The 13,409-nt window shown below is 61.1% G+C and carries 11 protein-coding genes; 9 read left to right on the top strand and 2 right to left on the bottom strand.

Features of this window, described 5'->3' with window-relative positions:
• The first annotated feature begins 4 nt into the window (after positions 1 to 4).
• The 7 genes from gltS to glmM all read left to right on the top strand — a co-directional run bounded on the left by gltS (position 5) and on the right by glmM (position 10,364).
• Entirely contained in the window at positions 5 to 1,219 is a 1,215-nt protein-coding gene (gene gltS, locus ACOQFT_RS19880) for a sodium/glutamate symporter (protein WP_421599585.1), read from the top strand.
• 9 nt (positions 1,220 to 1,228) lie between these two features.
• Positions 1,229 to 3,379: a glycine--tRNA ligase subunit beta gene (gene glyS / locus ACOQFT_RS19885; RefSeq protein WP_421599586.1), complete on the top strand. Its 2,151-nt coding sequence runs from the start codon at positions 1,229 to 1,231 to the stop codon at positions 3,377 to 3,379.
• A gap of 64 nt (positions 3,380 to 3,443) precedes the next feature.
• Entirely contained in the window at positions 3,444 to 5,984 is a 2,541-nt protein-coding gene (locus ACOQFT_RS19890; RefSeq protein ID WP_421599587.1) for a putative PEP-binding protein, read from the top strand.
• A gap of 186 nt (positions 5,985 to 6,170) precedes the next feature.
• On the top strand, positions 6,171 to 6,812 hold the full coding sequence (locus ACOQFT_RS19895; RefSeq protein WP_421599588.1) for a cell wall hydrolase: 642 nt from the start codon (positions 6,171 to 6,173) through the stop codon (positions 6,810 to 6,812).
• A 258-nt stretch (positions 6,813 to 7,070) separates the two neighbouring features.
• Positions 7,071 to 7,991 (top strand): dihydroneopterin aldolase, encoded by a 921-nt coding sequence (locus ACOQFT_RS19900; RefSeq protein ID WP_421599589.1) that lies wholly within the window; start codon positions 7,071 to 7,073, stop codon positions 7,989 to 7,991.
• Entirely contained in the window at positions 7,988 to 8,986 is a 999-nt protein-coding gene (gene folP / locus ACOQFT_RS19905; RefSeq protein WP_421599590.1) for a dihydropteroate synthase, read from the top strand. Before ACOQFT_RS19900 ends, folP begins: the two co-directional genes overlap by 4 nt.
• 34 nt (positions 8,987 to 9,020) lie before the next feature.
• Positions 9,021 to 10,364, top strand: a complete 1,344-nt coding sequence (gene glmM / locus ACOQFT_RS19910) for a phosphoglucosamine mutase (RefSeq protein WP_421599591.1) — start codon at positions 9,021 to 9,023, stop codon at positions 10,362 to 10,364.
• Here the strand turns inward: glmM and ACOQFT_RS19915 are convergent.
• Both ACOQFT_RS19915 and ilvC read right to left on the bottom strand, forming a co-directional pair.
• Entirely contained in the window at positions 10,361 to 11,263 is a 903-nt protein-coding gene (locus ACOQFT_RS19915) for a DMT family transporter (protein ID WP_421599592.1), read from the bottom strand. The genes glmM and ACOQFT_RS19915 overlap by 4 nt on opposite strands.
• 77 nt (positions 11,264 to 11,340) lie before the next feature.
• Positions 11,341 to 12,363: a ketol-acid reductoisomerase gene (gene ilvC, locus ACOQFT_RS19920; protein ID WP_170441820.1), complete on the bottom strand. Its 1,023-nt coding sequence runs from the start codon at positions 12,361 to 12,363 to the stop codon at positions 11,341 to 11,343.
• Positions 12,364 to 12,494: 131 nt separating this feature from the next.
• Here ilvC and ACOQFT_RS19925 point away from each other — a divergent pair, with 131 nt between their 5' ends.
• Positions 12,495 to 12,950, top strand: a complete 456-nt coding sequence (locus ACOQFT_RS19925; protein ID WP_421599593.1) for an Lrp/AsnC family transcriptional regulator — start codon at positions 12,495 to 12,497, stop codon at positions 12,948 to 12,950.
• Entirely contained in the window at positions 12,947 to 13,405 is a 459-nt protein-coding gene (locus ACOQFT_RS19930) for an Lrp/AsnC family transcriptional regulator (protein ID WP_421599594.1), read from the top strand. The genes ACOQFT_RS19925 and ACOQFT_RS19930 overlap by 4 nt, the downstream gene beginning before the upstream one ends.
• Positions 13,406 to 13,409: the final 4 nt, after the last annotated feature.

A 13,409-nucleotide genomic window follows, 5' to 3' on the forward strand; every position in this document is an offset into this window, starting at 1 on the left:
TGTTATGACCGACGCAGCGATCCACATTCCCGGTTTTCTGACCGCCACGCTTGGCATTGCGGTCTACCTGATCGGGGCTGAGATCAACGCGCGGGTCGCTCTTTTGCGTCAGTTCAATATCCCCGAGCCTGTCACCGGCGGGTTGCTGGCTTCTTTTGTTTTGCTGTTTCTCTATCTCATGGCGGGGCTTGAGCTGGTTTTCGACCTGGCCTCGCGCGATTTCCTGCTGATTGTGTTCTTTGCCGGGATCGGATTGAACGCGCGGTTGGCTGATCTGGTTTCCGGCGGCAAGCCATTGTTCCTGCTTCTCATTTTGACCATGGTGACAATCGTTGCGCAGAATGCCGTTGGGGCTGTCGGGGCTATTGCCTTTGGATACCCATCCCAGGCAGGGGTTCTCTTTGGCTCTGCCTCTCTGATCGGTGGGCACGGCACCGCCATCGCCTGGGCCCCCGAGGTTGGCGCGGTCACTGGATTGGACGGCGCGACCGAACTCGGCGTGGCTGTGGCGACGCTTGGTCTTGTGCTGGCTGCGCTGGTGGGTGGGCCGATTGCCCGCTTGCTGGTTGAAGGCAAGAACCTGACCCCGGATCGCCCGGACGAAGAGCACACGGTCGGGTTGCCGGATGATGCCGACGAGGCCGAAACCAGAATCGATCACCTGACCATCATGCGCGTGTTGCTTTACCTGAATCTGGCGATCATCCTTGGCTATATGTTGAACGGGGTGATCGAGGCGACGGGGCTGAAATTGCCTCTGTTCGTGCCCTGTCTGATCATGGGGATCGTCATTGCCAATATCCGTACGGCCTTGGCCCCCAACGCGCCGCCAGTGTCGCGAACGCCCTCACTGGCGCTGATTTCGGAATTCTCGCTGGGCGCGTTCTTAGCGATGTCGCTGATGAGCCTGCAGCTCTGGACCATTGCCGAATTGGGACTGGCCATCGTCGTCATCATGGCTGCGCAGACCCTGTTTGCCGTGGCGTTCGTGATTTGGGTGCTGTTCCCGGTGATGGGCGGCAACTACCGCGCCGCCGTTCTGTCTGCCGGGTTTGGCGGCTTTGCCCTGGGTGCGACGCCGACCGCAATTGCCAATATGACCGCAGTTACCAAGCGATATGGCCCGTCACCTATTGCCTTTATCGTGCTGCCCCTTGTATCCGCCTTCTTTGTGGACATCGCCAATGCCATCGTCATTCAGACGATCGTCAATTTCTAAGGACCGAGTATGCCCGACCTGTTGATCGAACTGTTTTCCGAAGAAATCCCCGCCCGTATGCAAACCCGCGCGGGCGAGGACCTGAAAAAGCGGATTACCGATGGTCTGGTCGAGGCCGGCCTGACCTATGCCGGGGCCGCTGCCCTGACGACGCCGCGCCGCCTGACCCTGGCGATCGAAGGCCTGCTGTCCGAGAGCCCGACCATCCGTGAGGAACGCAAAGGCCCCAAGGTTGGCGCGCCGGACAAGGCCATCGAAGGTTTCCTGCGTGGCGCTGGCCTGACCCTCGATCAATTGGAAGAGCGCGATACGCCCAAAGGCGCAGTCTATTTTGCCACCATCGAGAAAGCCGGGCGCCCGGCGGCCGAGATCGTGGCCGAAGTGCTTGAGACCACCATTCGCAACTTCTCCTGGCCCAAGTCGATGCGCTGGGGCAGTGGCCCGCTGCGCTGGGTTCGTCCGCTGCATTCGATCCTGTGCATCCTGAGCGATGAGGCGGGCGCGCAGGTGGTGCCGCTTGAGGTTGATGGTATCTCGTCCGGTGACACCACCGCAGGCCACCGCTTCATGGCGCCCGACCGGTTCTCGGTCACGTCGTTCGACGACTACGCCGCCAAGCTGAAGCGCGCCTTTGTGGTGCTGAACCCCGCCGACCGGGCCGAGCATATCTGGAACGACGCGCAGAACATGGCTTTTGCCGCGGGGCTGGAAGTGGTCGAGGACAAGGGCCTGCTGGCCGAGGTTGCTGGTCTGGTCGAATGGCCTGTGGTTCTGATGGGGCAAATCGACGAGGAATTCCTGGAGTTGCCGCCCGAGGTGCTGCAGACCTCGATGAAAGAGCACCAGAAGTTCTTTTCCGTGAAAAACCCTAGAACGGGCCGGATCGAACGCTTCATCACCGTCGCCAACCGCGAAACCGCCGACAATGGCGCGACCATTTTGGCCGGGAACCAAAAAGTGCTGTCTGCCCGTCTGGCCGATGCGAAGTTTTTCTGGGAGAACGACCTGCGCGTCGCCAAGTCGGACATTGCCCAATGGACCCGCGCGCTGGAGAATGTGACCTTCCACAACAAGCTGGGCACGCAGGCCGAACGCATCGACCGCATCGCCGCGCTGGCCCGCGAGCTGGCCCTGGTGACGGGTGCCGACGCCGATCAGGCCGGGAAAGCCGCGCGTCTGGCCAAGGCCGATCTGAACTCGGAAATGGTCTATGAATTCCCGGAACTTCAGGGACTTATGGGGCGGTATTACATCGATGCGGCAGGCGAAGACGCCGCCGTGGCCGCCGTGGCGCAGGAGCATTACTCACCGCTGGGGCCGTCGGATGACGTGCCCACCGCGCCGCTCTCGGTGACTGTGGCGCTGGCAGACAAGCTGGATACGCTGACCGGGTTCTGGGCGATTGATGAGAAACCGACCGGCTCGAAAGATCCGTTTGCCCTGCGCCGCGCGGCGCTGGGGGTTATCCGGTTGGTGCTGACGAATGAAATGCGGATGCCGCTATTGAAGCTTTTTGGAGTTGGGGTCGGACGCGTTGAGTATGAACGTGCATATCGGGACGCGTATTCGCGTGGACAGGAAAACGAAGTCGGAGAATTGTCCGAATGGCTTGGAGATGGTCAGGATGAAACTAGTCGAGACCTCCTCTCCTTCTTCCACGACCGCCTCAAGGTCTTCCTCCGCGATGAGGGCATCCGCCACGACATCATCGACGCCTGCATCGCGATGGAGGGGAATGACGACCTCAACCTGTTGGTCAAACGCGCCCGTGCGCTGAATGCGGTGATTGCGACCGAGGATGGGGAAAACCTTGTGCAGGGCTTCAAGCGCGCCAATAACATCCTGACCCAGGCCGAGGAGAAGGACGGCGTCGAATACTCCTATGGCGCGGATGTGAAATTCGCCGAGACGGACAGTGAAAAAGCGCTGTTTGCCGCTCTGGACGGGACGCAGGGTAAGATCAACACGGCCTTGGCGGCCGAGGATTTCCCGTCGGCCATGTCGGCCATGGCCGCCCTGCGCGGTCCGGTGGATGCGTTTTTCGAGGACGTTCAGGTCAACACCGACAACGACATCCTGCGCCGCAACCGCCTGAACCTGCTGAGCCAAATCCGTCAGGTCTGCTGCAGCGTGGCTGACCTCAGCAAGATCGAAGGCTAAGCGAGATCGCCCTTGCGCCATTGGTGCAGGGGCTTATGCTGCGTGCAAATCAAAAGGTGCCGCAGTGCAGAATAATCCGCATACCACTCTGATCACGACCGAGGCGCCCGTATCCGCCCATACCCATGGTGGACGGGCCAAATGTCTGCAACGCCTGGTGCGTTTGAAGCTTCCGGTACCGAAAACGGTGGCGTTGTCTTTTGATGCCGTGCATCGGATTGCGGAAGGGCAGGTGCCCGATATCGCGGCAATCCTTGATCAGTTCGATCAGACCGCATTGCTGTGTGTGCGGCCCAGTTCCGAAGATCCCGATTGGGGTGGCCCCGGCGCGATCCTGAACATCGGCATGAATGATGCGCGTTATTTGGACCTGTCGAATTCGATTGGGGCCGAGGCCGCCGCGGCGCTGTATCTGCGCTTTGTTCAAAGCTTCGCCATCCACGTGGCTCGTCTGGATGCGGATGTGTTCGATGATATCGACGCGGACGGGCGCGCAGGGCTGCGCATGTCGTTGCGCGCCTATGAGGATGAAACCGACGAAGCGTTCCCTCAGGATCGGGGTGAGCAATTGATCGCAGTCTTGCGGTCGATGGCACGAGCGTGGGATGGAACCTCTGCCCGGTTGCTGCGTCAGGCCAAGGGCGCGCCCGCGGATGCAGGGCTGGGGCTGGTCATTCAAGAGATGGTCCCCGGCGTCGGGCAGGGCGAATGTGGATCGGGCGTGCTGCAACTGATCGACTCGACTACCGGCTTGCCGCAGATCACCGGCCGCTACCTGAGCCAGAGCCAGGGGCGGGATGCGCTGGGTGAGGATGTGGCCGCGCTCTACTTGGAAAAGGACCCGCGCGGGAAGTCGCTTGAAGAGGTGGCGCCCGAGGCCTTTGCCAACCTCAAATCCCATGCTGCGTTGATGCGCTCCAAGCTGCGCGAGGAAATGCAGGTCGAGTTCGTGATCGAAAACGGCCATGTTCACATTCTGGACGGCGTGCGGGTGCAGCGCAGTGCGCGCGCCGCGCTGCGGATTGCGGTCCGGCTGGCCGAAGATGGCATCATTTTGCCGCAAGAGGCGGTGATGCGGGTCGATCCGCATTCGCTGAACGAGATGCTTCACCGGCAGGTTCACCCCGAAGCGCGCCGTGATGTTCTGACCACCGGTATCGCCGCCAGCCCCGGGGCTGCGACGGGCAAGATCGTTTTCACCGCCGCCGAGGCGCAAGCCAGTGCCGCGCGCGGTGAGCCCTGTATACTGGTGCGTCGCGAGACCTCTCCGGAAGACGTGCGCGGGATGCACGCGGCCGTGGCGGTGCTGACTGAAAAGGGCGGTATGACCAGCCACGCCGCCGTGATTGGGCGCGGATTGGGTTTGCCTTGTATCGTTGGCGCGTCCGAGATGCGGTTTCAGACCAAGAAAAGGCTGCTGACCGCGCCGGATGGGCGTGTGTTCAAAACCGGCGACACGCTGACGATTGACGGAAGCTCGGGGCAGGTGCTGGCGGGGCAGCCCGCCATGCTTGAGGCCGCGTTGGATGACTGTTTCCAGACGCTGATGGGCTGGGCCGATGATGAGCGTGACATCGCCATCCGTGCCAATGCCGACACGCCCGCCGATGCGCAGACGGCGCGGAACTTTCTGGCGCAGGGAATCGGCCTGTGCCGGACCGAGCATATGTTCTTTGACCCCGGCCGCCTGATCGTGATGCGCGAGATGATCTTTGCGCAGACGTCCTCGGGCCGGGCGGCGGTGCTGGAGCGTCTGCTGCCGATGCAGCGTGAGGACTTCGTGCAATTGTTCCGGATCATGGAAGGGCAGCCGGTCTGCATCCGCCTGTTCGACCCACCTCTGCACGAATTCCTTCCGACCACGCGCAGCGGACAGCGCGAATTGGCCGAGGCTCTGGACCTACCGGTCTCGGACGTCGAGCGGCGCGTGGCGGCGATGACCGAATACAACCCAATGCTGGGTCTGCGCGGTGTGCGTCTGGGTGTGACCGTGCCTGAAATCTACGACATGCAGGCCCGCGCCATCTTTGAAGCAACGCTTGAGGCAAGCAAGGACGGCGCCCCGGTGGTGCCCGAGGTGATGATCCCGCTGGTGTCCGCCAAGCGAGAGGTGGAACTGGTCAGGTCCCGCATCGATTCGGTCGCGGCAGCAGTGGCGAGTGAACGCGGGAAGGAGTTCGAATACAGGTTGGGTGTCATGGTCGAAACCCCGCGTGCCTGTTTGCGGGCGGATGAGATCGCACCGCAGACCTCGTTCCTGAGTTTCGGCACCAACGACCTGACCCAGATGACCTATGGCCTGTCGCGCGACGATGCGGGTCGGTTCATGTCGGCCTATGTGCGTCAGGGCGTGTTTGTCGAGGATCCCTTCCATGTGCTCGATCCGGATGGGGTGGGGGAATTGCTGAAACTTGGGGCCGAGCGTGGGCGGCAGGCGCAGCCGGATGTCACCCTTTCCGTATGCGGTGAACACGGTGGTAACCCCGAATCAATCGCCATTTGCCGCGATCTGGGGTTTGATTATGTGTCATGCTCTCCGTTTCGGGTGCCGGTCGCTCGGCTGGCTTCCGCTCAACTGGCGATTTCGTCCAGACTTGGGGGTTGACACTCACCAATTGCCCTAGGATTAGTGGTTTTCAGGCAACCTTGTGCTGGAATTAATTTTCCTCACGGGCGATTTTCCACTTGCGTTTTCTTCTGATCTGGACGTCTCGGCCGGACTGCGCTAAATGCCTCGTCGCGCCCGCCGGGGGAGGGTACGGCGCGATTTGTGCCTGTGCGAGGTTATCTGATGCTACGATACATACTGGCTGCTGCCACAATGGCGGCAACCTTGCTGCCGAGTGTGTCTTTCGCTGAAAGGGAAGCCACCGATACTGCCAAACGCGAACTTGTCACGCGGAGCGAACTGCCCGGTCAGAACTTTCGCGACTATCTGAATCTGTTCAAGCCCCGCAAAGAGCTTGAGCCAGTAAAAGTCTCGTATTCGAAGGCCTGGCTGGACCAACAGCCCAAGGCCGCCGGGAATGAAGGCTTTAAATGTCTGGCCGAGGCGCTGTACTTTGAAGCGCGCGGCGAAAGCGTGCGCGGTCAGTTCGCCGTGGCCGAGGTCATTCTGAACCGTGTCAAAAGCAGCCGGTTTCCGAACTCGTTGTGCGGCGTGATCAAGCAGGGAACCGGCAAGAAGTACCAGTGCCAGTTCACCTATACCTGTGACGGTCACAAGGAAGTGATCCGCGAGAAAAAGGCATATGAGCGTGTTTCCAAGGTCGCGCGGGCTGCAATTGACGGTGTCGCCAAGGAACTGACCGAAGGCGCCACGCATTACCACACCACCGCTGTGAACCCGTCCTGGTCGCGCGTCTATAAGGAAACAGCGCGGATTGGTGTGCATATCTTCTACAGGCACAATTACCGAACAGCGAGCAACTAAATGGCGCTTCGCGCCGCCAGAAAAGTGGCGCGGGGTGTCGAACTTGGCCGATCATGGATCCAGGGGCCAGACCGGCCAACGCCCGATCCGGTCGGCCGAATCTCAAATGCCGGGGCAGGGCGTATTGGGTTGCATGATCCGGATCGCTTTCCCTGGCGCCGCATTCGGTATCTGGAATGGCGTTTGAGGCGGTGTTATACGCCCGTGCATCCCATAGTGTTGGCTGATCAGCCGACCAAGTCCGAAAAGGTCCTTTGCATGAGCTCTGAAATCCGTCTTGCCTTTGCGCATCCGTCCGAGCGGTCCGAAGCGACCGCCACGCGCGGTCCGCTGGATCGCATCTCGCTCAGGGATCATATCGTCGAGGTCGAGATCGGTGCCTTTCAGGCCGAGCGCGGCACAACACAGCGCATCTGCTTCAACATCGTGGTCGAGGTGCGGCCGCTGACCGATCCGATTGACGACGACGTGGACCGCATCCTGTCCTACGACCGCGTGACCGAGGCGATTGCCCACGAACTGGCGGCCGAGCGCCTGAACCTGCTGGAAACTCTGGCGGATCGTGTGGCCGAGCGCATCTTGCTTGAGCCTCAGGCCGTAAGGGTCTTTGTTCGCATTGAAAAGCTGGACCGCGGTCCCGGTGCTCTGGGCGTCGAGATCGTGCGTGGCAAGGACACGATCCACCACGATCTGGTTGAGGAAGAACGCCCTCATCCGCGGTTGGTATTCCTGTCGAATGAGGCGATTGCCTCGTCCAATCTGACCGGATGGATTGACCAGTTGGGGAGCCGCCAGCGTCCTCTGATCCTGTGCGTGGGGGCTGCGGATATGGATATGCCGCAGACAGGCCATGCGATGACGCAGCGCCGGATCGACCTGCTGGCGATTGAACAGAATGCCTGGGTTCTGGCCGCGCGGGATCATCGCTGTGTGGTGGTGTCGACGCGGACCGAATTGGATTGGGCGATGAAGAACGGTCAGATTTGTGTCTGGGCCCCGTCCAAGATCGTGCTGGATGCGGTTGACGGCCCCTCTGCCGCACCTTCGGATGCCGTCGCCCTGGCAGCGTGGTTCGCGGCCACCTTTGAAGCCAGCGAAATGATGGTGATCGGCGGTGCCTTGCCGACCGCGCCGAAGACGCCCCTGCGCGCCATTCCCGTGGATCAGGCGCAACTGTGACCGAATACTTCCGACCGCTGGTGCAGTATGGCCCGGCCCGTCCGGGCGGGGCGGTGCCACTTGCCGGTCAGACCCTGTGGTTCACACATGCTGAACGGCTATCCCGAACCGAAGCCCCGGCGGTTGTTTCCGCGCAGGATATCCCCGACGACGTGCTTGCACGCCTGACCGGGCCGCGCGCCGAGATCGCCGGGCTTGCGATGGACCGGCCGCAGATCATGGGCATCCTGAACACGACACCGGACAGCTTTTCCGATGGCGGCGTGCACAACTCGGTCGAGGTAGCCGCAGCCGCGGCCGAACAGATGGTGGCGCATGGGGCCAGCATTCTGGATATCGGTGGCGAGTCGACGCGTCCGGGGGCCTCGTACGTGCCGGAAGACGAAGAAACTGCGCGCACCCAACCTGTTATCGAGGCTATCCGTGCCAATACCCAGGCGCTGATCTCCATTGACACCCGTAAGGCCAGCGTAGCACGGGCGGCGTGGAACGCAGGGGCCGGGTTGATTAACGACGTCTCCGGCTTCACCTTTGACCCGCAGCTTGCGCCGTTTTGCGCCCAGGTTGATGCCCCGGTCTGTGTAATGCATATGCAGGGCGATCCGGCCACGATGCAGGACGATCCGCAATATGATGACGTGCTGTTGGATGTGTACGATTTCCTTGACGGGACGGTGGCTCAGTTAGAGCAACTGGGCCTGAATCGCGACCGGATCGTAGTTGATCCGGGCATCGGGTTTGGCAAGACGCAGGCACACAATCTGACCCTTCTGCAAAATCTCAGCCTGTTCCACGGGATCGGCTGTCCGATCCTGCTGGGCGTGTCGCGCAAGGGGCTCATTGGGCAAATCGGCCAGGAACCGCGCAAGGATGCCCGCGCGCCGGGATCAATTGCCGTGGCTTTGGCAGGATTGTCCCAGGGCGTGCAAATCCTGCGCGTTCATGACGTGCCCGAGACCGCTCAGGCCTTGCGTCTGTGGGCCGCCGTCCGGTAATCCGGTCGCAGGCAAGAATTTACGGAGTGACACGATGCGCAAGCTGTTCGGAACTGACGGGGTGCGGGGCACCGCCAATACCCATCCGATAACGGCCGAGATGGCCCTGCGCATCGGGGCCGCTGTTGGGCGGTATTTCCGGAAGGATCATTCTGAAGCGCACCGGGTGGTGATTGGCAAGGACACGCGCCTGTCGGGATATATGCTGGAAAACGCGCTGACGGCGGGGCTGACCTCGACCGGGATGAACGTGCTGTTGCTGGGTCCGGTGCCGACGCCGGCAGTGGGTTTGATGACCCGGTCAATGCGGGCTGATCTGGGTGTGATGATTTCGGCCAGTCACAACCCGGCCGAGGATAATGGCATCAAGTTCTTTGGCCCCGACGGCTACAAGCTGTCCGATCAGGCAGAGCTGGAAATCGAACGTCTGATCGAAGAGGGCGTCAGCCCTGCGCAGGCGCAAAATATCGGACGCGCGCGACGGGTGGACGATGCGCGGTTCCGCTATGGTGAGCGGGTCAAGTCCTCGCTGTCCCGCGACCTGCGCCTGGACGGGCTGAAAGTGGTGGTCGATTGCGCCAATGGCGCCGCACACCGCACCGCGCCCGAGGTTCTGTGGGAACTGGGCGCCGAGGTCATTCCGGTCGGGATTGCGCCAAACGGTAAGAATATCAACCTGAACTGCGGCTCGACCAAACCTCAGTTGGCCGCCGAGACGGTGGTGGCCCATGGCGCGGATGTTGGGATTTGCCTGGACGGCGATGCCGACCGCGTCGTGATGGTAGATGAACACGGACAAGTGGCTGACGGTGACCAACTTATGGCGTTGCTGGCGACCAGCTGGGCCAAGGCCGATCGCCTTGCAGGCGGCGCTCTGGTAGCGACGGTCATGTCCAACCTCGGGCTGGAACGGCACCTAGCCGCGCTGGGGCTACGGCTGGAGCGGACGGCGGTTGGCGACCGCTATGTTGTCGAACGGATGCGCGAAGGCGGGTTCAATCTGGGCGGTGAGCAGTCGGGTCACATCGTCATGAGCGACTATGCCACCACCGGTGACGGTTTGATGGCCGGTCTGCATTTTCTGGCCGAGATGGTGCATTCGGGCCGCAAGGCATCCGAGCTGTCGGTTCAGTTCGAAACCGTTCCACAGCTTCTTAAGAACGTGCGTTACGGCGAGGGGCAGACACCTTTGGAAACTGCCAGCGTACAGGCTGCCATCGCCGATGCAGAGGCGCGCCTTAACGGACACGGACGTCTTCTGATCCGCAAGTCGGGAACAGAACCCCTGATCCGTGTGATGGCGGAATGTGAGGACGATACCCTGTTGACGCAGGTTGTGGATGGCATCGTGGCCGAGGTCGAAGCTGTCGCCGGTTAACGCCCGATCAGCATCTTGCGCAGGCTGAACCACTGGCTGATCGCCAGCCCGGTCAGGATCATGATCAACGCGATGTAAAACCGCAGGGGCAGGGCTTCGGACAGAATCCAGGCGCCAAAGATCATCGACCATATCGGTACCTGATAATTGACCAGCGTCAGGAAAACGGACCCGGCGCTGCGAATGATCGAAACGCGCAGCAAAGTGGCAAAGGCGGTGGGTAGAAGGCCCAGCGCTATGATCGCCAGGCCGGGGCGGGTGCTCTCCCAACGGGGAAGGCCTTCGGTCACCAGCATGATTGGCAGCAAAAGCACCGCGCCAACGACCAGAGACAACGCGGCCAAGGCGACGGGATCAACCGGTGGGCAGCGCCGGGTAAAGATCGAGGCGCACGAATAGCACAGGGCCGCTCCGATACAGGCCAGTTGCGCCAAGGGTTCCGCCCCCTGTCCGATCTGCGCGAGCCCCGGGCCGATCAGCACCAATGCTCCGCAAAAACCCAGCGAGACTCCAAGGAATCTGCGCAGGTTCAACGGTTCGTCGGAAAAGAAATGCGCCAGGGGCAGCACCATCAGTGGAATGGCTGCCATCGACAGACCTGCAAAAGCCGATGCCACGTATTGCTGCCCCCAACTGAGCAGCATGAAGGGCAGCGCTGTGGACAGCACGCCAATGATGGCGATGTAACCCCAGAGTTTCGGGTTGCCCGACGGCAGCTTGCGCCCCGTCAACGCCATCATCCCCAGCAAGGTCAACGCGCCAAGGGTGGTGCGTGCGGTGGCGACGGTGACCGGCCCGTACCCCTCCAGCGCCATGGCGACAACCATGAACGTCCCGCCCCAGATGAGGCCCAGAGTAATAACGCCGCTCCAATCGCGGGATGTGGGTTGGTCAATCATGGTGCGCCTTGGGAATTGGGGCTGTTGTGACAAAAAAGGCGGCCGATTGGCCGCCCTTTCGTAAAGAACCGTCAGGATCAGTTCTTTTCCTGATCGACCAGCTTGCCAGCAGAAATCCACGGCATCATGTCGCGCAGTTTCTTACCAACCTGCTCGATCTGATGCTCGTCGTTGTGGCGGCGGGCCGCTTTGATGGTCGGCTGACCAACGGCGTTCTCCAGCATGAAGTCACGCACGAACTTGCCGGTTTGGATGTCCGAAAGGGTCTCTTTCATCGCCTTCTTGGTCTGCTCGTAGGGCAGAATGCGTGGGCCGGTGACATACTGGCCATATTCCGCAGTGTTCGAGATCGAGTAGTCCATGTTGGCGATGCCGCCTTCATAGATCAGATCAACGATCAGCTTGGTCTCGTGCAGACACTCGAAATAGGCCATTTCAGGTGCATAGCCTGCCTCGACCAGAGTTTCGAAACCGCAGCGGATCAGCTCAACAATACCACCGCACAGAACGGCCTGCTCGCCGAACAGGTCGGTTTCGCATTCTTCTCGGAAATTGGTCTCGATGATGCCCGAGCGACCGCCACCGATGGCCGAGCAATAGGACAGGCCGATTTCAAGCGCTTTGCCAGTTGCGTCGCTGTCGACAGCGACCAGACAGGGCACGCCGCCGCCTTTGACATATTCGCCACGCACGGTGTGGCCGGGTCCTTTTGGAGCCATCATGATGACGTCGACGCCTTCTTTCGGCTCGATCAGGCCAAAGTGGACGTTCAGGCCGTGGGCGAAGGCAATGGCCGAGCCGGGCTTGATGTTGTCATGCACGTATTTCTTGTAGGTCTCTGCCTGCAGTTCGTCGGGCATGGTGAACATGATGACGTCGCACCAGGCTGCCGCTTCGGCGATACCCATGACCTGCAGACCTTCGGCTTCGGCTTTCTTGGCGGATGCCGAGCCTTCGCGCAGAGCGACAACCAGGTTTTTCGCACCCGAGTCGCGCAGGTTCAGCGCGTGGGCGTGGCCTTGCGAGCCATAGCCCAGGATGGCCACTTTTTTGTCTTTGATCAGGTTGATGTCGCAATCGCGATCGTAATAGACGCGCATGATTCCGGTCCTTTCTGTTGCGGTTGCTGTGCTTTTAGTTCGGTGTGGCGCGGTTGGCGAGCGTTGAAGCATTGAGTATTTGTAAAAAAGGTGAAAAGTTATTCGTCGAAACTTAAAACTGCGAAGAAATCATGCTTGATGATGTGGACCGGCGCATTCTGCGCCATTTGCAGGCCGAGCCGACCCTTTCGATGGCCGAACTGGCAGAACGGTGCGGGATCAGTCAGGGCGTGTGCTGGCGCCGCGTAGAAAAGATGCAGGCCTCAGGCGTCATTCAGGGGCAGGAGGCCGTGATTGACTGGGCTGCGCTTGGATATGCCGTCGAGGTCTCGCTGCGCGTGACGCTGGACAAGACCCAGCCTCGCGCCTTCGATGAGTTCACGACCGCCGCGCGGGAGGTGTCCGAAGTGATTGAGATTCAGACCTTTCTGGGGCGTGTAGATGTGCGTCTTTCGGTTTTGGCGCGCGACATGTCCCATTATCAGAAAATATACCGTGACCGCATTCTGACCCTGCCGCATATCGCCGATATCGAGGCGTTGATGCATATTGCGCGGGTAAAGCGAAACGAGGTTCTGCCCGTATGATTGAGCTCGATGAAACCGACCGCCAGATCCTGCGCGCACTGGTGCAGGACGCCACACAAAGTGCCGGAGCGCTGGGTCGTAAACTGGGATTGTCCCAGCCCGCGACGTGGCGTCGTATCAGGCGGCTGGAAACGGCAGGTGTTATCAGGGGCCGTCGCCTGCGTCTGAATGCCGAGACGCTGGGGTTCGGCGTGACGGTTTTTCTGGGTGTCAAGCTGGCACGCAAGGGCCAGATCAGTCTGGAAGACTTCGAGCGCGCGGTCAGCGCTATCCCCGAGGTTCAGACGGTCGAGCATGTCCTTGGCCTGTACGACTATCGGCTGCGGGTTGTCGCCCGCGACCTGTCCGACTTTGAACGCGTTCTGCGGCGGCGGATCATGACCCTGCCCGGCGCCGGGGACGTCGAAGCCAACGTCCTTCTCAGCGAAGAGCGGTTGCCAGGTCCGATTGGTTAGGTGG

This window comes from Ruegeria sp. MALMAid1280, assembly GCF_049195285.1.
GTDB lineage: Bacteria > Pseudomonadota > Alphaproteobacteria > Rhodobacterales > Rhodobacteraceae > Ruegeria.

Excerpts from the sequence above, each read along its gene's own strand:
- ACOQFT_RS19915 (WP_421599592.1), bottom strand. The coding sequence starts at position 11,263 with ATGATTGACCAACCCACATCCCGCGATTGGAGCGGCGTTATTACTCTG.
- ACOQFT_RS19895 (WP_421599588.1), top strand. The coding sequence starts at position 6,171 with ATGCTACGATACATACTGGCTGCTGCCACAATGGCGGCAACCTTGCTG.
- ACOQFT_RS19930 (WP_421599594.1), top strand. The coding sequence starts at position 12,947 with ATGATTGAGCTCGATGAAACCGACCGCCAGATCCTGCGCGCACTGGTG.
- ilvC (WP_170441820.1), bottom strand. The coding sequence starts at position 12,363 with ATGCGCGTCTATTACGATCGCGATTGCGACATCAACCTGATCAAAGAC.
- glyS (WP_421599586.1), top strand. The coding sequence starts at position 1,229 with ATGCCCGACCTGTTGATCGAACTGTTTTCCGAAGAAATCCCCGCCCGT.
- ACOQFT_RS19900 (WP_421599589.1), top strand. The coding sequence starts at position 7,071 with ATGAGCTCTGAAATCCGTCTTGCCTTTGCGCATCCGTCCGAGCGGTCC.
- ACOQFT_RS19925 (WP_421599593.1), top strand. The coding sequence starts at position 12,495 with ATGCTTGATGATGTGGACCGGCGCATTCTGCGCCATTTGCAGGCCGAG.
- gltS (WP_421599585.1), top strand. The coding sequence starts at position 5 with ATGACCGACGCAGCGATCCACATTCCCGGTTTTCTGACCGCCACGCTT.
- glmM (WP_421599591.1), top strand. The coding sequence starts at position 9,021 with ATGCGCAAGCTGTTCGGAACTGACGGGGTGCGGGGCACCGCCAATACC.